Source organism: Brucella pseudogrignonensis, assembly GCF_032190615.1.
In the GTDB taxonomy this organism is placed as follows: Bacteria; Pseudomonadota; Alphaproteobacteria; order Rhizobiales; family Rhizobiaceae; genus Brucella; species Brucella pseudogrignonensis_B.
Genome location: NZ_JAVLAT010000001.1, coordinates 1,864,207 through 1,882,889, shown reverse-complemented (window position 1 = coordinate 1,882,889; position 18,683 = coordinate 1,864,207). Strand labels below are relative to the sequence as shown.

The following is an 18,683-nucleotide window of genomic DNA, read 5'->3' as shown; positions in this document are numbered from 1 at the left end:
AGTCGATCAGTTCAAGCCGATTAAATCGTCCGAGCGAATATATTGGCACCAAGCTTGGCAACGGTACCAATATAAACAAGCACCACAAACAACAGCAGGGCAATCGCCAGACCAATCGAGCGATTGCGCTGCGCTTTTTTCTGCGAAGGCGTCGGAACAATCAGTTCCAGTTTTTCTGTAGGCAGGTTCTGCCCAGTCTTTTCTGCCACGACGCTCTCCATTCCATCTCCTCAGAGGATACCAAAGCCATTCAGCAACTTTATCGCCAGAGCTTCAAACAGCAGTACAGCGAAAATCGCCGAGAGATAAATCAGCGAGAAGCGGAACAGCTTGCGCGCCGCAAGAAGCATCTGTGACTGGCCTTCTGCCATCCACATGCGCCACGCGTAATAAACAAAAGCCAGACCAAGCAGTGACGAAATCACACCATAGGTGATGCCAGCAAAGCCCATCAGGTAAGGCAGTACACCAACGGGCGCCATAATAACCGCGTAGAACATTGCCTGGCGGCGTGTGGACAATTCGCCCTTAACATTTGGCATCATCGGAATTCGCGCAGCTTCGTAGTCCGTGCTGGAGAAGAGCGACAGCGCCCAGAAATGTGGTGGCGTCCAAAGGAAAATAATCATGAACAGGACGACACTGTCCCATGTGATCTCACCGGTTGCTGCTGCCCACCCGATCATGGGCGGGAAAGCTCCGGCAGCGCCACCAATCACAATGTTTTGCGGTGTCGAGCGCTTGAGCCACATCGTATAGACAACGGCGTAGAAGAAAATGGTGAATGCCAGCAAAGCGGCGGACAGCCAGTTGACCATCAGACCGAGTGTCAGCACCGAAAACACCGAGAGCGTGAGTCCAAATGCCAGAACCTGATTGGGCGCAATCACACCTGCGGGTATTGGGCGCTTTTTGGTGCGCTTCATGACCGCGTCAATATCGGCGTCATACCACATGTTAAGCGCACCTGATGCGCCAGCACCAACTGCAATACACAGGATGCTGATCGCAGCCAGAACCGGATTCATATGACCGGGTGCAAGCACCAGACCGACAAGGCCTGTAAACACCACAAGCGACATGACCCGCGGTTTCAGCAGGACGATATAATCCCGTGCAGTCGCCTCTGAAAGAGCGAATGCATCCTCGGAAACTGCGTTTTTTTCCACCAGAGACATTAACTTCAACAACCTCAAACTCACCGGGCCAATGCTGCGCCCGGCCCTGAGCACAGATCAGCAATCCAAAACGACTATACCTCCCGGAGATGCATTCTTCCTATCGAAAGCGTCGTTCTTGAACGTCAGCCGATGACAGACGGAAATGAATGCCGCCTGCACATAACACAGTTTTGGCTGAGGGCGAACCCCTTTCAGGTTCTCGCCCTCAGCACGTTTACTTTATACGCGGAAGCTGTTCCCACTGGTGATAAGGCGGCGGCGATGAAAGCTGCCATTCCAGTGTTGTCGCACCCGGACCCCATGGGTTTGCGCCTGCTTCGCGCTTCTTCGCAAATGCCTCGAAGACATTGTAAAGGAAGATCAGCACAGCAAAGCCTGAAATGTAGGAGCCGTAAGACGACACCATGTTCCAGCCTGCATAGGCATCCGGGTAGTCGATATAACGACGTGGCATACCAGCAAGACCGAGGAAGTGCTGCGGGAAGAAGACGAGATTGACGCCGATGAAGGTGACCCAGAAATGGAGCTTCGCAGTGAACTCGTCATACATATAGCCGCTCATCTTCGGGAACCAGTAATACCAGCCTGCGAAGATTGCGAACACAGCCCCCAGTGAAAGCACGTAATGGAAGTGCGCCACCACGTAATATGTGTCGTGCAGGGCGCGGTCGAGACCGGCATTGGCGAGCTGAACACCCGTGACACCACCAACGGTGAACAGGAAGATGAAGCCAATCGCCCAGAGCATCGGTGCACGGAAGGTGATAGAGCCACCCCACATGGTCGCAATCCAGGAGAATATCTTGATGCCTGTCGGCACCGCGATAACCATCGTCGCGAATACGAAATAGCGCTGTGTATCAAGCGACAGCCCTACCGTGTACATATGGTGAGCCCAGACCACAAAGCCGACCACGCCAATTGCGACCATCGCATAGGCCATGCCGAGATAGCCAAAGACCGGCTTGCGCGAGAAGGTCGAGATGATGTGGCTGACGATACCAAATCCGGGCAGGATCAGAATGTAAACTTCCGGGTGACCAAAGAACCAGAACAGATGCTGGTAGAGGATTGGATCACCGCCGCCTTCCGGTGCAAAGAATGATGTGCCGAAATTGCGGTCTGTGAGCAGCATCGTAATGCCACCGGCCAAAACAGGAAGCGAGAGAAGCAACAGGAATGCAGTTACCAGCACCGACCAGGCGAACAAAGGCATCTTATGCAGCGTCATGCCCGGAGCGCGCATGTTGAGGATCGTGGTGATGAAGTTAATCGCACCAAGGATCGACGACACACCTGCGATATGTAGCGCAAGAATTGCAAAGTCGATCGCCGGCCCCGGCTGACCACTGGTTGAGAGCGGCGGATATAAAGTCCAGCCGCCGCCAACACCCCACGTACCGGGTGAAGCAGGCATGAACAGTGAAATCAACAGCAGCAACAATGCCGGTGGCAGCAGCCAGAACGAGATATTGTTCATGCGTGGGAACGCCATATCCGGTGCGCCGATCATCAGCGGAATCATCCAGTTGGCATAGCCGCCGATAAGCGCTGGCATGACCATGAAGAAGATCATGATCAGCGCGTGCATCGAGGTGAACACATTGAACATATGCTTTCCGGCATCAAGTGCCGCATCACCTTCAACGCCATAAACCATCGCCGCCAGACCATGGAAAATCTGGATGCCCGGTTCCTGCAATTCAGCGCGCATCGCGATCGACAATGCGCCGCCGATAATGCCTGCCGTGATTGCAAAGATCAGATACAGCGTACCGATATCTTTGTGATTGGTAGAATAAACCCAGCGCACCCAGCCTTTTGGCTTGTGATCGTCATGCGCATTATGGGCTCCATGCTCGTGAGCTGCTGTGCCAGCCATGGAATTCGCTCCCGTCTTTCAACAGTGTTGCGTACAGCGCTTTTAAAAGCTCGCCGCAGCTACCTTGTCATTTGTATTGCTTTCAAGCTCAGACCTGAGCGCCTTGTTTGCATCTTGCAAGTTTGTCGCCGCTGCGCTCAGCCATGTATTGTACTGCTCGTCAGAGACGACACGCACGGCGATCGGCATATAGGCGTGATCCTTACCACAAAGCTCAGAGCACTGGCCGTAATAAAGACCTTCTTTGTCTGCCTTGAACCAGGCCTCATTAATGCGACCCGGAATAGCATCCATCTTCACACCGAAAGCTGGAATCGTCCACGAATGAATGACATCTGCGGCAGTCACAAGCAGCCGAACAGTCGTCCCGACTGGCACCACCACTTCATTATCGACCGCCAGCAAACGAGGATAGACAGCCAGATCTTCCTTGCCCTCGGCTGCACGATCTGCGGCCTTGAGAAGGAGCGAATCAAAGCTGACCGGGTTTTCTGTCTGATACTCATAGCCCCAATACCACTGATAACCCGTTGCTTTAACGGTCAGCGTCGGATCCTGAGGCGAATATTGAGCGGTCAGAAGCTGGAACGACGGAACCGCCAGAAACAGCAGGATAATCACCGGACCAACAGTCCAGATGACTTCAATCGCCGTGTTATGGCTGGTTTTGGATGGCTCGGGATTTGCGCTGGCGCGGAATTTCACCACGCACCAGATCAACAGCGCCAGAACCAACAGTGTGATCGGCACGATGAACCAGAGCGTGTAGCGCTCAAACCAATGAATCTGTTCGGCTATTCCCGTAGCCGCAGCTTGAAATGTCATTTCCCACGGACGTGGCTGATCCGCCAGAGCGGCACCACCGGTCCACAGCAAAGCGGAAGCACCAACGATGGCACCCCTCGTTGTGGCAACAATTTTATCCACCAGAACTCTCTCCCTTTTTGCCCTTTCGAGCTGGACGCCGGACGTACAGACGGCCGTATCCCCCGTCAGCGTTCAAATCACACCTTAACCCACACCGCAAGGAAGGCGAATATGTTCCTGTGCGGCATTTTTGCGCGTGAGTCTGCATCAGAGCTTCGTACCCCAAATTCAGGAACAGTCTGCGAGAAAGCCAACACAAGCCTCCGAAAACTTGGGAAAACCCGGAAAGTCACATAATGAAGCCATGATTTAGAATAAGGTTTCATTTAACGTGCCGCATGATAATGGATGCAACTGCCGTGGAAAGCATCGCAGATGCGATGCTGGCAAAGCCTTTTCGATCATGGTGCGGGAGCGACAATAGCTTTTCACCACGTGTTTGAGAGGATAACGTCCCGGTGATTCGATCTGGAGATTTCATGATTTTCCGCCCATCCAACCGCCGCCCGATCTTTCAGCGCCTTGCAATCCTTGCAACAGGTGCAGCTCTGGCTGTTTTGGCTGCAACTTTGCCATCTTCCGCACAGCAAGCGCCTGCGCAGCTGCCTGCACCAAGTGCACAACAGGAATCCGGGCAGTCACCTTCGACACCACAGCAGAGTGGCACATTGAAGTCGCAGCATGGCCCTTGGGCGATCCTGTGCGATACGCCAGCGGGTGCCAAGACTGAACAATGCGCCCTCATTCAGAATGTGGTTGCCGCCAAGCGCCCTGAACTCGGCCTTTCAGTCGTCGTTCTCAAGACGGCCGACAACAAGGCACGTATCCTGCGTGTTCTCGCACCGCTCGGCGTATTGCTGCCAAACGGTCTCGGTCTGAATGTGGACGGCAAAGATATTGGCCGCGCTTATTTCGTGCGCTGCTTTGAAGATGGTTGCTACGCAGAAGTCATTCTCGAAGACGAACTGCTCAACACATTCCGCAACGGCAAGTCGGCGACCTTCATCGTCTTCCAGACACCGGAAGAAGGCGTCGGCATTCCGGTTGATCTAACAGCGTTTGGTGAAGGCTTCGACGCCCTGCCTTGATAAGATTCTGGCGCTGACGGGCTGCAAACCGCATCCCGCTGCGCTTCCGGTGCTCATGTACCGTTAAGTACACTGCGCTCCGGTTCTCGCGACACACGGTTTTCGCCTCGTCATCACCACAATCGCGACAGTTGTTAATCTGATGGTTGTTCTTAACCGATTTAGCGCTTACATCCTGTGGCAAACACATGCCGCAGGATTATTTTTATGAAAAGCCTGATTGATAGCTTCGACGTAAACCGTGACGATATTGAACGCCTTGTCTCGCAGAGCCTGAAAGGCAGCGATGATGGCGAACTCTTCATGGAGTATCGCGAGGCGGAAGCACTCGTCTTTGACAATGGCCGCCTCAAGACCGGCTCGTTTAATCAGGAACAAGGTTTTGGCCTACGCGCTGTAGCGGGCGAAGCCATCGGCTACGCTCATGCAGGCGACATGTCCGTTGCAGCCCTCAAGCGCGCATCAGACGCAGTTTCTGCAACGCTTAGCGGCCATAGCGGTAACTATGCGGCAGCACCTGCTGGTACCAATCGCCATCTTTACACTGACGAGAACCCAATCGGCTCGCCAACCTTTGATGCAAAGGTTCAGCTCCTGCAGAAGATCGACGCCTATCTGCGTGCCAAAGACCCGAAGGTGCGGCAGGTTTCGGTCTCAATGGCAGGCTCGTGGCAGCAGGTCGAAATTCTGCGCGCGGATGGTCATTTCGTGCGCGATATTCGCCCGATGGTGCGGCTGAGTGTTTCGGTGGTTGCCGGCAATGGCGACCGGCAGGAATCCGGCTCGCATACGCTTGGCGGGCGCAAGGGCTTTGGCGATTTCATCACCACCGAAAGCTGGCAGAGTGTTGCTGATGAAGCGCTTCGTCAGGCGCTGGTTAATCTTGAGGCGACCCCTGCCCCTGCAGGCACTTACGATGTTGTGCTGGGCAATGGCTGGCCGGGCGTCATGTTACATGAGGCTGTCGGCCACGGCCTTGAAGGTGACTTCAACCGCAAAAAGACGTCAGCCTTCGCAGGGCTGCTCGGCCAACAAGTCGCCTCGAAAGGCGTAACCGTGGTCGATGACGGTACGATCTCGGAGCGTCGCGGGTCTTTGACCATCGATGATGAAGGCACGCCAACCAATCGCACGGTGCTGATTGAGGATGGCAAGCTCGTCAATTACATGCAGGACCGGCAGAATGCGCGTCTGATGGGTATGGAAGCGACCGGTAACGGGCGGCGTGAATCCTATGCACACGCACCGATGCCGCGCATGACCAACACTTATATGCTTTCAGGCGACAAGTCGCCGGAAGAGATCATCGCCTCCATGAAGAAGGGCATTTATGCCGTTTCCTTCGGTGGTGGTCAGGTGGACATCACATCCGGCAAATTCGTGTTCGGTTGCACAGAAGCTTATATGATCGAAGATGGCAAGATTGGTGCACCGATCAAGGGCGCGATGCTGATCGGCAATGGCCCGGATGCCATGCAGCGCATTTCGATGATCGGCAATGACATGAAGCTCGACACCGGTTCGGGCAATTGCGGCAAGGGCGGACAGTGGGTGCCGGTCGGTGTCGGTCAGCCGCATCTCCGTATGGATCAGGTGACTGTGGGCGGTACGGCAGTTTAAAGCCCGCTCATGCAACTGATCGATAAATATCTGCCTGACTATGGTTTCAGCGAAGTGCATGGCTGCAATGTCAGCGCTTCGCCGGAAACTGTCTTGCAGGCCGCAATGAACTACCGACCCGAAACGGATGCATTTTTCCGTAGCATGATTGCACTGCGCGAAGTGCCAATGCGTGCGCTTGCACGGCTGCGCGGACGGAAAAGCACGGTCGCCCCACCGTTTGGGCTGCATGAATTTACTCTGCTGGAACACAAGCCCGGCGAAGCACTGGTTTATGGACTGGTAGGGCAATTCTGGAAGGCAGATTTCGGCCTTCATAAAATAGAAAACAGCGAAGACTATCTGGCCTTCAGAATGCCGGGGGTCGCCAAGCTCGCGCTTGCCTTCACCGTGTCTGAACAGAGCGGCAAAACGCGGCTTGTCACGGAAACGCGTGTCTTCTGTCCAGATCGCAGAAGTCATCTGCGTTTCACGCCCTACTGGTATCTGATCCGGCCCGTCAGTGGCATCATCCGGGGCCGCATTCTCAACTCCATCCGAAAAGCCAGCGAAGCATCACCTGCCCGCTATGGAGCGCCCGTGTGAACATCATCGCGCATGTTGAAATTCCAGTGACGAAGCTTGAACGTGCCATCGCGTTCTATAGTGCGGTCTTTGGCATCAGCTTTGGGGATGTGGTTGAAATCCACGGCAACCGCATGGCCTATTTTCCATTTGAGGAAGGCAAAGACGGTGCAAGCGGCGCGCTGGCGGAAGGTGAAGTCTATGTCCCAACCATCCATGGCGCTATCGTCTATCTCAGTGTTGAAGACATAGACCAAGTCATCGCAACCGCGACAGAACAAGGCAGCGAAGTCCTGTTTCCCAAAACTGAGATCGGGGAAAACGGGTTTGTGGCAGAAATCACAGATAGTGAAGGCAATCGTATTGCAATCCAGTCCTTATAAAGTGCAAACTCGCTGCAAATACCTGACTGGAGGAGATTATGCCTGAAACACCATATGACTGGAGCGGAAAACAGCCTGAAAAGCATTCCCGACAAAAGCGTATGATGGTGATAGCGGCTGCAACCATGATTGCGCTACTCTTCACGCTGGCTGTGGTGGATGCAATCCTTATTCTGGTCGACTGATGCCGCCGGTCTATGAAATCGACTGTACCGGCATAAAATCCCCCAACGAACTCTGGCAACGCTATCTCGACACAGTGCCCGTGCTTGACCCGGAATCCTTCGGCTATACGCTCGATTCATTCTGGGATGGTGTGCAATGGGGCGCTCCCGGATGGCCCGGAGACTGTGAACTGGTATTTAGAAATGTGGAAGCCCTGCGCGATTTAACAACGCTTGGCGGCAAGCCCTTTTTGGAAGCATTTCGGCAATTGGTAGCCGATACGGATCGAGTGAAGATCAGGCTCGACTGATCCTGTTCCAAACTTTGCCGACTGGTTGGCAAAACAATCAAGCGCTCAAGCCACCCGCGACTGTTATGACAGTTCCGGTCACAAATCCTGATTTAACCGATGCTAACCACAGCGCCGTTTGTGCAATGTCTTCCGGCTCGGCGATGCGTCCCATGGGTGTCATGGCAGCGATTTTTGCGGGTCGATCAGGGTTGCCACTCGTTGCGTGAATAGACGTATTGGTTGTCCCAACGCGGATGGCATTGACGCGGATACCTTCGGGAGCCAGCTCTTTGCCTGCGCCGATGGAAATGGTCTCGACGGCGCCTTTTGATGCAGCATAGTGCACGTATTCGCCGGGACTTCCGAGAACTGCCGCAACGGACGAAATATTGATGATTGTGCCACCTACGCCGCCATTTGTTGTAGACATGCGGCGTGCGGCTTCCTGCGTGCAATAGAGCAAACCAAAGACATTTGTTTTGAATGTCTGTTCGAGCGCCTCTTCGGAAAGCCCCGCGATGCGCGTCGTCTGGCCAATTACGCCTGCATTGTTGATGAGACATCGTGGCGCGCCAAGCGCACGGTCACAGGCGGCGAACAGGTCGGCGACATCTTGTCGGTTGGCGACATCACTGCGCACGGCGATTGCCTTAGCACCAAAATTTTCGCAGGTTGAGACAACTCCGCGTGCCGCATCTGCATCGCTGACATAACTGATGCAAACGTTATAACCTTCACGCGCAAAAAGAAGTGCGGTGGCGGCGCCAATACCTCTGCCGCCGCCAGTAACGATAACAACTGGCCTCACGTCACGCCCTCCCCGCGCTTTGACCCATGTCAGATTTCTGGATTTTCCTCGAGAAGACCTTCGACAAATTCAAAAAGTCCGGGACGGCGATCACGGCGCAGACGTTCAGCAATGATGATACCTTTAATGCCTGCATAAGAGCGCTGAAGGTCCTCATTGATGACGATATAATCGTATTTCGCCCATTTCTGGATTTCAAAACGCGCATTCTGCAAGCGGGTCTCGATCACATCTGCGGTGTCTTCCGCGCGGCGATTGAGACGGTTCTGCAATTCGCGCATCGTTGGCGGCAAGATGAAGATCGACACCACATCGGCAGGCATTTTGGCCTGCAATTGCTCGGCACCCTGCCAATCGATATCGAACAGCATATCCTTGCCATCGGCCAGCGCTTCTTCAGCCGTCTGGCGTAGTGTGCCGTAGAAATTGCCGTGCACTTCCGCCCATTCGATCAGCTCGTCATTGTCGCGACGGCGCTCAAATTCGCGCTTGGTGATAAAGTGGTAATGTACGCCTTCAATTTCGCTTGGACGACGTTCACGCGTGGTCACGGAAACGGACAGCGAAAGGTTCATATCCGCATCGCTTAGCAATTGCCGCGCAATTGTCGATTTGCCAGCACCCGATGGTGATGAAATCACCACCATCAAACCGCGACGCGCAATGCCATGTTCGACCGAAGAGATGGCCATTTTCCGTTACTCCAGATTCTGTACCTGTTCGCGAAACTGATCGACAACGGCTTTCAGTTCAAGACCGATTGCCGTAATCGACGCTGCATTCGATTTTGAACACAGCGTATTGGCCTCGCGATTAAATTCCTGCGAAAGAAAGTCGAGCTTGCGCCCGATTGGTCCGCCATCAGCAAGAAGCTTTCGGGCGGAGGCCACATGGGTTTCAAGCCGGTCCAGCTCTTCCTGAATGTCTGCCTTGGTGGCGAGAAAAGCCGCCTCCTGATAAAGCCGCGCTTCATCGAGATCGCGCCCGGTTTCCATCAGCAGCGCAACCTGAGTGCCAAGCTTGGCGCGGATGGCGTCGATGCTGCGCGATGGATCATTGCGCGCTTCACGCGTCAGGCGTTCAATCGCATCCACATGGCTGGACAAAATCGTAAAAAGCGACTGTCCTTCATGCTTGCGTGCTTCGGCAATGGCTTTCAGCGCCCCTTCAAAGGCCGCAACAACTGCAGCCTCAAGCCCGGCACGTGCATTGTCGTCTTCACTCACCTGCGTCTGATCAATGATACCACGCAGCGCAAGAATACCGTCAACACTTGCTGGTGCCAGACCATGGCGGGCTTGCAGCTCAGCGCCGAGTTTCAAAACCTCATCAAGCATAGCCTGATTGATTGCAAAACCGGCCTGCACCTCTGCGCGTTCAACACTAAGGCTGGCCTGAAAGTTTCCGCGCGAGAAATAGCGGGCCTGAAGCGAGCGTATCGCATGCTCTGCGCCTTCCAAGCCCTGCGGCAAGCGCAAACGCAGGTCCAGTCCCTTACCGTTGACCGAGCGTACTTCCCACACGATCCGCGCTTCATTACCGTCGGCGCCATACTGTATCGCGTGGCGCGCAAACCCTGTCATACTCTGGAGCGCCATATCTTTATCCTTCAAGCGAAATAAAACCGCCCATTACTGGGCGGTGTTTTGCTGCTGCAGCTGGTTTTTTTCCTGCTCTACCGCGCGCCATTTGCGCACATTGGCATTGTGTTCCTGCAACGTCTTGGCAAAAACGTGGCCACCGGTCCCATCTGCAACGAAATAGAGGTCTTCCGTATCCAGTGGATTGGCAACGGCTTCAAGCGCTGCACGCCCCGGATTGGCAATCGGTGTCGGTGGAAGGCCGTTGATCACATAGGTGTTGTATGGCGTTGGCTTCTCAATATCCGACTTGAAGATTGGGCGATCCGAGGGTTTTCCCGCGCCACCGAACAGTCCGTATATGATGGTGGGATCAGACTGGATACGCATACCCTTGTTCAAACGGTTGACAAAAACCGAAGCAACATGCGGACGCTCCGATGCGATGCCGGTTTCTTTCTCGACAATCGACGCAAGCGTTACAAATTCATTCTTGTCCTTGACCGGAAGGTCTGGACGACGCTTTGCCCATGTCTCATCAATCAGCTTCTGCTGCGAGGCAATCATACGATTGATGATTTCTTCGCGTGTCGTGCCACGTGTGAAATTGAGCGTATCCGTGAACAGCTCACCTTCCGCTGGCATTTCCTTTGGCATGTCGCCAACGAGGATCGGATCGGCAGAAATGCGGTCGAACACCTGCTTAACCGTAAGGCCTTCGGGGATCGTCAGCGGATACATGATTGATTTGCCGCTGATGAGAATATTCATCACGTCGCGCATGGTCGCGCCGGCAGGGATCGCATATTCGCCCGCCTTCAAATCATTCTCGTGGCCATAGGCGCGCATGCCATAGCGAAAAATGCGGGCATCGCTGACGATCTCGCGGTTTTCGAGACTGTTGGACACTTCCGAAATGCCAGCACCACGTTTTACGAGAAAAGTGGTTTCCGCAGTCAATGGACCTGCCGAGTCAAACTGAAGTTTGCCAAAATAAAACAGCGCCGATCCACCAATCAAAATCAGCACCAGCAGCGACAACATGAAGTTCATGAAGACGACAATCTGGCTGCGGGCATGACGCGAACGCTTGCGCGGCGGCGGAGTGCCAGGCTCTGGACGCAAGACTTCCGAGGCAGATTTTGGCACAAAGGGCGCAGCAGGCGCGGCCTGTTCCGGCGTCGTAGACGATGGTGTGTTATCCTGCGGCGGCTGTTGGACGGAATTGCCTCCCGCCTTTTCCTCTGACGTCACTCGACTACCTCGTCTTTAGAGCGCATCCCGATCTCATTAAATCGGGTCTGCGCTCTTTTGCTCTAATCCGCCCGAAACGGCGTCCAAATCAATTACATTTTGTAGAGCAACACTAAACATAAATGGCAATTTTAAACATGACATAGGGTCATATTTTGACAAAAACGCGGAGAAATCCCCGCGTTTTTAAATAAGCTCAGTTTTCAGCGTACCGTATTTTACGAATAACGGCGCAGAACCAGCGACGCGTTTGTGCCGCCAAAGCCGAACGAGTTCGACAAGGCTATGTCGATTTTACGCTCACGCGCCTTGTGCGGAACCAGATCGATCTTGGTTTCAACGGCTGGATTGTCGAGATTAAGCGTTGGCGGCGCGATATTGTCGCGAATTGCCAGCGTAGAGAAAATCGCTTCCGCAGCACCAGCAGCACCCAGAAGATGACCGATAGACGACTTTGTCGAAGACATGGAAATCTTCGAGGCAGCATCGTCAACAACGCGCTCAACAGCACCCAGCTCAATCGTATCTGCCATGGTCGACGTTCCATGTGCGTTGATGTAATCGATCTGGTCAGGTGTAATCTCTGCGCGCTTCAAGGCTGCAACCATGCAGCGCTCTGCACCTTCACCGCTCTCCGTTGGAGCCGTGATGTGGTAAGCATCGCCCGACAGGCCGTAGCCAACAACTTCAGCATAAATCTTGGCACCGCGTGCAAGAGCGTGTTCCAGCTCTTCAAGCACGACAACACCAGCACCCTCACCCATAACAAAACCGTCGCGGTCATTGTCGTAAGGGCGCGAAGCTGCAGTTGGATCGTCATTGCGCTTGGTGGACAGCGCCTTACAGGCCGCAAAGCCTGCAAGCGAAATGCGGCTGACTGGCGATTCCGTACCACCGGCAACCATCACGTCCGCATCGCCAAAAGCGATCAGGCGGGCAGCATCGCCAATGGCATGCGTGCCGGTTGCGCAAGCGGTAACAACAGAATGGTTCGGGCCGCGCAGTCCGTGCTTGATCGAAACATGGCCGGAAGCCAGATTGATCAGACGACCTGGAATAAAGAACGGCGAAATGCGGCGCGGGCCTTTGTCGCGCAGCGTGTAGCCCGCTTCAACAATGCCTTCGATGCCGCCAATGCCGGAACCGATCAGAACGCCGGTGCGAACCTGATCTTCATCGCTTGTCGGATGCCAGTTGGCATCATCCAGCGCCTGGTCAGCAGCGCCGACAGCATAAACGATGAACGGATCGACCTTGCGCTGTTCCTTCTGCTCCATATGGAGATCAGGATTGAAAGTACCATTGGTACCATCGCCAAGAGGGATACGGCATGCGATCTGACAAGCCAGATCGTCAACTTCAAATTCCGTGACGCGGCGAGCACCGCTTTCACCGGCAATCAGACGCTTCCAGGTTTCTTCGACACCGCTTGCCAGCGGCGACACCAAACCAAGACCGGTGATGACGACACGCCTCATATCCACCCCTTAAATTTGAAAAATTCGTTGGAGACATCCCGCAGGCAATAAACGCCTCATACGGTCGATGCTCAATCTCGTTACCGGCTCGCTATCGAATTGCGATATGCAAATGGCCATACGGCCAAACCGGGGCAGTTCACTATCTTCAAACTGAAGACAAGCAGGGCCGGGATTCGAAAGAATCCCAGCCCCAAAGGCTCAGATTAGGCAGAAGCCTTATCGATGAACTTTACAGCGTCGCCGACCGTGAGGATCGTTTCTGCTGCATCATCAGGAATTTCAACGCCGAATTCTTCTTCGAAAGCCATGACGAGCTCGACGGTGTCGAGGCTGTCTGCACCAAGATCATCGATGAAGCTTGCACCTTCGGTGACCTTGTCGGCATCTACACCCAGATGCTCAACAACGATTTTCTTGACGCGCTCTGCGGTATCGCTCATGTCGGAACCCTCGACCTGTTTGTTTACTTGCTCCGCATTGGTTAGCGGTATGCATGATTGTAATCAAGTTATAAGGCACCTGCCAAGTTACGAGTTTGCTCGCCTGACAGTCACCCTGTGGATATTCCTTGCGGAACAGGATAACGGCATCCCGCGAACGAAATGCCGAAACTCTCGTCGGGCGCATTACCATGCTTCTTGAGCAAGGCAAAGCGCATTTTGGTTTCTACCACCCGACTTTAAGACTTTTTATACCGTAAAATACTGATTTAATCGCCCCGAAAGAGGTTTTAAATCATAGCCATGCCGCCATTGATGTGCAGTGTCTGACCTGTAACATAGGCTGCTTCATCACTTGCCAGATAGACAACAGCAGCAGCGATCTCGCTGCCAACGCCCATACGCTTCATCGGAATGCTGCCCATGATTGCGTCTTTTTGCTTATCATTCAGCTTGTCAGTCATAGCCGATTCGATGAAGCCAGGCGCAATGCAGTTGACTGTGACGTTACGGCTTGCGATTTCCTGCGCCAGCGACTTCGAGAAGCCGATCAGTCCCGCCTTGGAAGCGCAATAATTCGCCTGACCCGGATTACCCGTTACACCAACAATCGACGTGATGTTGATGATACGGCCCTTGCGGCGACGCATCATTGGATGGGTCAATTCGCGCGTCAGGTTGAACACGGATGTCAGGTTGACGTTGAGAACAGCATCCCAATCTTCATCGCTCATACGAACAAACAGGCCATCGCGGGTGATACCAGCATTGTTAACGAGAATGTCGATGCCACCCATCTCTTCTTCAGCTTTCTGGCCGAGCGCCTTGACGGCTTCACGATCAGAAAGATTGGCCGGGAAGATGAACGTGCGGTCGCCGAGTTCAGCAGCCAGCTCTTTCAGCTTTTCTTCGCGGGTGCCATGCAGGCCGACGATTGCGCCCTGCGCATGAAGTGCACGAGCGATCGCCTCACCCAGACCACCGGTCGCGCCGGTTACGAGAGCCTTGCGGCCAGTCAGATCAAACATTCCAGATCCTTCAGCTATTCAATGCAGCAAGCGCCGCAGCTATTTCTTCGGCCGAACCAACAGTTACGCCGGTCACATCCTTTGAGATACGACGTGCAAGACCCGTCAGAACTTTGCCAGACCCTACTTCATAAAGCGTTGTCACGCCATTGGCTGCAAACCACTCAACAGTTTCGCGCCAGCGCACCTGACCCGTGACCTGCTCAACCAGAAGATCAGCAATTTCATTGGCGTCCGTTACAGGCGCAGCACGCACATTGGCGATGAGCGGCACAACCGGATTGTGCTTTTCAACCTGAGCCAGCGCTTCACGCATCGCATCGGCGGCAGGCGCCATCAATGTCGAATGGAACGGTGCGGAAACCGGCAGCATGATTGCGCGCTTGGCACCCTTTTCCGACGCAAGCGAAGCCGCGAGTTCAACCGCCGCCTTCGAGCCGGAGATCACAAGCTGACCGCCACCATTATCATTGGCGATCTGAACCGAGCCGGAAGCTTTGGCTTCTGCGCAGATAGCATCAACATCGCTTTGTTCCAGACCGATGATGGCAGCCATTGCGCCTTCACCAACCGGAACAGCTTTCTGCATCGCATTGCCGCGAATGCGCAACAGGCGAGCAGTATCGGCCAGCGAGAATGTACCAGCCGCGCACAGTGCCGAATATTCACCGAGCGAATGGCCGGCAACATAAGCAACCTTGTCTTTGAGCGAAAAGCCCTGAGCTTCCATCACGCGCAGCGTTGCAATGGAAACAGCCATCAGTGCAGGCTGCGCATTGGCTGTCAGCGTCAGAACGTCCTCCGGACCATCAAACATAGTTGCGGAAAGCTTTTCGCCCAGCGCTGCGTCCACTTCCTCGAAAACAGCGCGTGCCTCAGCGAATTGTTCAGCAAGGGCTTTACCCATGCCAACTGCCTGGCTGCCCTGTCCCGGAAATGTAAATGCTACCGCCATGAATGCCTCTTTTTATAGAACAATTTCATGCGATGTGCCCCAACACAGGTTGAAAAGTCAACCATTTGTGGATTTCCGCTGGCTTTACAGCTTGCAAATCCGGGGAAAAAGACGTAATGAGCGCCCGTTCGTTGCTGGCATTAGCTGGGGGCTGAACGGAGGAGCGACCACTTCTTCAACATTTTGTTGAGTTGGTCGTGGAAGTCTAAAGTGCTTCTGCCTCCCGTGTCTCCGCTCTCGATTGTCTTAACTTCAAGCGTCCTTTCTTCCCGGTTTTCCGGTCTTAGAGAAGTCGCAGAGGCTTAGCCGTTAGTGTCAGCGTGATGTAACAGAAGAAAGGCAAAGCCAATGGCTCTTTATGAACATGTGCTTCTTGCCCGCCAGGACATTTCCCAGCAGCAGGTCGACGCGCTCGTCGAACAGTACAAGGGTGTCCTCGAAGCTAATGGCGGCAAGGTTGGTAAGGTAGAAAACTGGGGTCTTCGTCCCCTCACCTACCGCATCAAGAAGAATCGCAAGGCGTATTACACGCTCGTAAACATTGACGCACCAGCAGCTGCTGTTGCTGAAATGGAACGCCAGATGCGCATCAATGAAGACGTTCTTCGTTTCATGACCATCCGCGTTGAAGAACACGAAGAAGGCCAGTCGGCTATGCTTTCGCGCCGCGACGATCGTCGTGAACGCGATGGTGATGACCGTGGCCCACGTCGTCCACGCGAAGGCGGTTTCGACCGTGGTGATCGCGGCCCACGTCGCCCACGTGACAACGAAGCTGGCGAAGGAGCATAATTATGGTTGATATCAATCAGATCCCAACCCGTCGTCCTTTCCACCGTCGTCGCAAGACCTGCCCATTCACAGGTCCAAACGCGCCAAAGATCGACTACAAGGACATCAAGCTCCTGCAGCGTTACATTTCGGAACGCGGCAAGATCGTTCCTTCGCGTATTACAGCTGTTAGCCAGAAGAAGCAGCGCGAACTCGCTCAGGCGATCAAGCGTGCACGTTTCCTCGGCCTGCTTCCATACGTTGTGAAGTAAGACTGTTTCGCAAGGCGACGTTCGTGTCGCCTTGCGTTTCTTCCCGGATGCGATGGGCGCAACCGGAGCACTCAAAATCCCAAGTTGGGGCAGAGCGATAGAGCTTTTCAAATTTTGATTTCACCAAAATGAACGCTCTTTGCTTTTGTTTGATCGCATTATCCTACGCAAAACCGCTACGCACTTTTGCTGGAAATGTTTTGAACTGCCTCTAACTGCAAAACCGGAACAGCCGGAGCAGGACAGCGAATTTATGAAATTCAACGGAACCATCATTGGAGTCGGCGTATTGGCGGGGCTTGCCTCGGCACTGATGTCGTCTGGCGTCATCGCCCAGTCGGGCATGGCGGTGGTTTTGTATTTCCTGACACCATTACCAATTTTTGTTGCCGCTCTTGGCTGGGGTTCGAGCGCAGGGCTTGTTGCTGCTGCTTGCGCCACCATTGCGGTCGGCATTGTTGCTACACCGATTGGCGCTGTTCTGATGGCGCTGACGAGCTATGCGCCAGCAGCAATTGGCGCTTATCTTTCAGGCCTCGCCCGTCCTGCTTCCGAACTCGGCGGTCCAAAAGATGTGATGGTCTGGTATCCGCTTTCGGATATTGTTTTCCGTCTGGCGCTGATGGTTGCCGCAAGCTTTATCATCATTGGCTACATCATTGGCTTTGGCCCGGATATGGCGCGTGAGCTTTCAAACACCTTGATTGATAGTCTCGCAGCTGCCGACCCGCAATTCACAGCAAGCGATGAAATGCGTCAGAGCGTTAGCGCACTTCTGATGGTGGCACTGCCTGCGATCCAGCCAGCAACCTGTCTCGCCATTCTGATCGGCAATCTCTATCTCGCCCTGCGTCTGACAGCGCTTTCCGGGCGTCTGCGTCGCCCGCGCGATGACTGGCCCGCAACCATGCGCATGCCGCGCCCAGCACTTCTGGTTTTTGCTGTGGCACTCGCGGTTGCCTTTTTGCCGGGCGCTGCTGGTCTCGTCGCAACTGTCGTTGTGGGTGCATTAAGCTTCGGCTTTATGATTGCCGGCTTGGCAACGTTCCACCAGCGCAGCCGTGGGAAGCCATGGCGCCCGGTTGCTCTGTGGCTCGTTTACGTTGCGATCATTTTGTTCGCATTCCTGCTTTTCGTCTTCATGGTTTTTGGCCTTTTCGATACATCGCGCGGCGCGCCAATCTCGAAAATGCCGGAAGCCGACAACCAGTAAATCCGTATTTAAATCTCGAAAGGAAACTCAAATGGACGTTATTCTTCTGGAACGCATCGCCCGCCTCGGTCAGATGGGCGACACTGTAAAGGTCAAGGACGGTTTTGCCCGTAACTTCCTTCTGCCACAGGGCAAAGCTCTTCGTGCCAACGAAGCAAACCGCAAGAAGTTCGAAGGCCAGCGCGCACAGCTCGAAGCTCAGAACCTTGAGCGCAAGAACGAAGCTGAAGCAGTTGCAGCTAAGCTCAACGGCGAATCGTTCATCGTTGTTCGCTCGGCTGGTGAAACCGGTCAGCTTTACGGTTCGGTTTCGACCCGTGATATCGCTGAAATCGTTACGGCTAATGGCTTCAACCTGCACCGCAACCAGGTTGAACTGAAGCAGCCGATCAAGGCCATTGGCATTCATGAAATCGTAATTTCCCTGCATCCTGAAGTCGAAGTTACGGTTTCCGTAAACATCGCTCGTTCGAACGAAGAAGCTGAACGTCAGGCAAAGGGTGAAGACCTGACCTCGATCGAAGCGATCTACGGCATCGAAGAAGCTCCACTTGCTGAAGAAATCTTCGACGAAGACGAAGAAGCAGAAGATCAGGCTTAATTAGCCCTCTTTTAGCCCGTGAATGCTGGCCTTAAAGGCAGGCTTTCCCACGGTGGTAAACTTTATATGATAATGTCCGGCGGTCTCCGCCGGACATTTTCTCTTTTCAGATTAAAAAAACTCCCTATTCTGCATATTAGTATTGGATTGGAGAGAGTGCCGACGGAAACGTCCGCGTTTGCTCAGGCGATAAGCCATAGGCCAATTGACCGAATGGGAATTGCCTGAAATCTGATGA

General features: G+C 54.0%; 22 protein-coding genes. 10 read left to right on the top strand and 12 right to left on the bottom strand.

The window, feature by feature from the left end; translation table 11 throughout:
* Positions 1-20: 20 nt before the first annotated feature.
* The 4 genes from RI570_RS09090 to coxB all read right to left on the bottom strand — a co-directional run bounded on the left by RI570_RS09090 (position 21) and on the right by coxB (position 3,957).
* Complete coding sequence (locus RI570_RS09090) at positions 21-221, bottom strand: hypothetical protein (RefSeq protein ID WP_313828093.1); 201 nt, start codon at positions 219-221, stop codon at positions 21-23.
* Between the two features lie 9 nt (positions 222-230).
* The gene (cyoE, locus tag RI570_RS09085) at positions 231-1,178 is read right to left on the bottom strand and encodes a heme o synthase (RefSeq protein ID WP_313828092.1); all 948 of its coding nucleotides are present in this window, start codon (positions 1,176-1,178) and stop codon (positions 231-233) included.
* Positions 1,179-1,395: 217 nt separating this feature from the next.
* Positions 1,396-3,063: a cytochrome c oxidase subunit I gene (gene ctaD, locus RI570_RS09080; RefSeq protein ID WP_313828091.1), complete on the bottom strand. Its 1,668-nt coding sequence runs from the start codon at positions 3,061-3,063 to the stop codon at positions 1,396-1,398.
* 42 nt (positions 3,064-3,105) lie between these two features.
* Positions 3,106-3,957, bottom strand: coding sequence for a cytochrome c oxidase subunit II (gene coxB, locus RI570_RS09075; RefSeq protein WP_313828604.1), 852 nt, complete (start codon positions 3,955-3,957; stop codon positions 3,106-3,108).
* A 452-nt stretch (positions 3,958-4,409) separates the two neighbouring features.
* On the opposite strand from coxB, the gene RI570_RS09070 reads away from it, so the two are divergent.
* The 6 genes from RI570_RS09070 (at position 4,410) to RI570_RS09045 (ending at position 8,060) form a co-directional block, all read left to right on the top strand.
* The gene (locus tag RI570_RS09070; RefSeq protein WP_313828090.1) at positions 4,410-5,018 is read left to right on the top strand and encodes an invasion associated locus B family protein; all 609 of its coding nucleotides are present in this window, start codon (positions 4,410-4,412) and stop codon (positions 5,016-5,018) included.
* Positions 5,019-5,225: 207 nt separating this feature from the next.
* On the top strand, positions 5,226-6,638 hold the full coding sequence (tldD, locus tag RI570_RS09065; RefSeq protein WP_313828089.1) for a metalloprotease TldD: 1,413 nt from the start codon (positions 5,226-5,228) through the stop codon (positions 6,636-6,638).
* Positions 6,639-6,647: 9 nt separating this feature from the next.
* A complete protein-coding gene (locus RI570_RS09060) occupies positions 6,648-7,223 on the top strand; it encodes a hypothetical protein (protein ID WP_313828088.1) in 576 nt (191 codons plus the stop codon).
* Positions 7,220-7,585 (top strand): VOC family protein, encoded by a 366-nt coding sequence (locus tag RI570_RS09055; RefSeq protein ID WP_313828087.1) that lies wholly within the window; start codon positions 7,220-7,222, stop codon positions 7,583-7,585. Before RI570_RS09060 ends, RI570_RS09055 begins: the two co-directional genes overlap by 4 nt.
* Positions 7,586-7,623: 38 nt before the next feature.
* Positions 7,624-7,770, top strand: coding sequence for a hypothetical protein (locus tag RI570_RS09050; protein ID WP_313828086.1), 147 nt, complete (start codon positions 7,624-7,626; stop codon positions 7,768-7,770).
* Positions 7,770-8,060 (top strand): hypothetical protein, encoded by a 291-nt coding sequence (locus RI570_RS09045; RefSeq protein ID WP_313828085.1) that lies wholly within the window; start codon positions 7,770-7,772, stop codon positions 8,058-8,060. The genes RI570_RS09050 and RI570_RS09045 overlap by 1 nt, the downstream gene beginning before the upstream one ends.
* A 37-nt stretch (positions 8,061-8,097) precedes the next feature.
* On the opposite strand, the gene RI570_RS09040 is transcribed toward RI570_RS09045, so the two are convergent.
* The 8 genes from RI570_RS09040 to fabD all read right to left on the bottom strand — a co-directional run bounded on the left by RI570_RS09040 (position 8,098) and on the right by fabD (position 15,588).
* On the bottom strand, positions 8,098-8,850 hold the full coding sequence (locus tag RI570_RS09040) for an SDR family oxidoreductase (protein ID WP_313828083.1): 753 nt from the start codon (positions 8,848-8,850) through the stop codon (positions 8,098-8,100).
* Between the two features lie 29 nt (positions 8,851-8,879).
* The gene (gmk, locus tag RI570_RS09035; protein WP_250040289.1) at positions 8,880-9,542 is read right to left on the bottom strand and encodes a guanylate kinase; all 663 of its coding nucleotides are present in this window, start codon (positions 9,540-9,542) and stop codon (positions 8,880-8,882) included.
* Between the two features lie 6 nt (positions 9,543-9,548).
* Positions 9,549-10,448 (bottom strand): YicC/YloC family endoribonuclease, encoded by a 900-nt coding sequence (locus RI570_RS09030; RefSeq protein ID WP_313828082.1) that lies wholly within the window; start codon positions 10,446-10,448, stop codon positions 9,549-9,551.
* A gap of 33 nt (positions 10,449-10,481) precedes the next feature.
* Positions 10,482-11,684 carry an endolytic transglycosylase MltG gene (gene mltG / locus RI570_RS09025; protein ID WP_409558631.1) on the bottom strand — a complete coding sequence of 401 codons (1,203 nt, stop codon included), beginning with the start codon at positions 11,682-11,684 and terminating at the stop codon, positions 10,482-10,484.
* Positions 11,685-11,902: 218 nt separating this feature from the next.
* On the bottom strand, positions 11,903-13,162 hold the full coding sequence (fabF, locus tag RI570_RS09020) for a beta-ketoacyl-ACP synthase II (protein ID WP_313828081.1): 1,260 nt from the start codon (positions 13,160-13,162) through the stop codon (positions 11,903-11,905).
* A 206-nt stretch (positions 13,163-13,368) separates the two neighbouring features.
* Entirely contained in the window at positions 13,369-13,605 is a 237-nt protein-coding gene (locus RI570_RS09015; protein ID WP_002963616.1) for an acyl carrier protein, read from the bottom strand.
* A 290-nt stretch (positions 13,606-13,895) separates the two neighbouring features.
* Complete coding sequence (fabG, locus tag RI570_RS09010; RefSeq protein WP_250040282.1) at positions 13,896-14,633, bottom strand: 3-oxoacyl-[acyl-carrier-protein] reductase; 738 nt, start codon at positions 14,631-14,633, stop codon at positions 13,896-13,898.
* Positions 14,634-14,643: 10 nt separating this feature from the next.
* Complete coding sequence (gene fabD / locus RI570_RS09005) at positions 14,644-15,588, bottom strand: ACP S-malonyltransferase (protein WP_313828079.1); 945 nt, start codon at positions 15,586-15,588, stop codon at positions 14,644-14,646.
* 348 nt (positions 15,589-15,936) lie between these two features.
* Between fabD and rpsF the strand changes: the two genes are divergently transcribed.
* From rpsF to rplI, 4 genes are all read left to right on the top strand, one after another.
* Positions 15,937-16,380 (top strand): 30S ribosomal protein S6, encoded by a 444-nt coding sequence (gene rpsF, locus RI570_RS09000; RefSeq protein ID WP_313828078.1) that lies wholly within the window; start codon positions 15,937-15,939, stop codon positions 16,378-16,380.
* Positions 16,381-16,382: 2 nt separating this feature from the next.
* On the top strand, positions 16,383-16,631 hold the full coding sequence (rpsR, locus tag RI570_RS08995; RefSeq protein WP_187546012.1) for a 30S ribosomal protein S18: 249 nt from the start codon (positions 16,383-16,385) through the stop codon (positions 16,629-16,631).
* Positions 16,632-16,884: 253 nt separating this feature from the next.
* Positions 16,885-17,844 carry a DUF2232 domain-containing protein gene (locus tag RI570_RS08990; protein ID WP_313828077.1) on the top strand — a complete coding sequence of 320 codons (960 nt, stop codon included), beginning with the start codon at positions 16,885-16,887 and terminating at the stop codon, positions 17,842-17,844.
* Positions 17,845-17,875: 31 nt separating this feature from the next.
* The gene (gene rplI / locus RI570_RS08985) at positions 17,876-18,445 is read left to right on the top strand and encodes a 50S ribosomal protein L9 (protein ID WP_313828076.1); all 570 of its coding nucleotides are present in this window, start codon (positions 17,876-17,878) and stop codon (positions 18,443-18,445) included.
* The last annotated feature ends 238 nt before the right edge of the window (positions 18,446-18,683 follow it).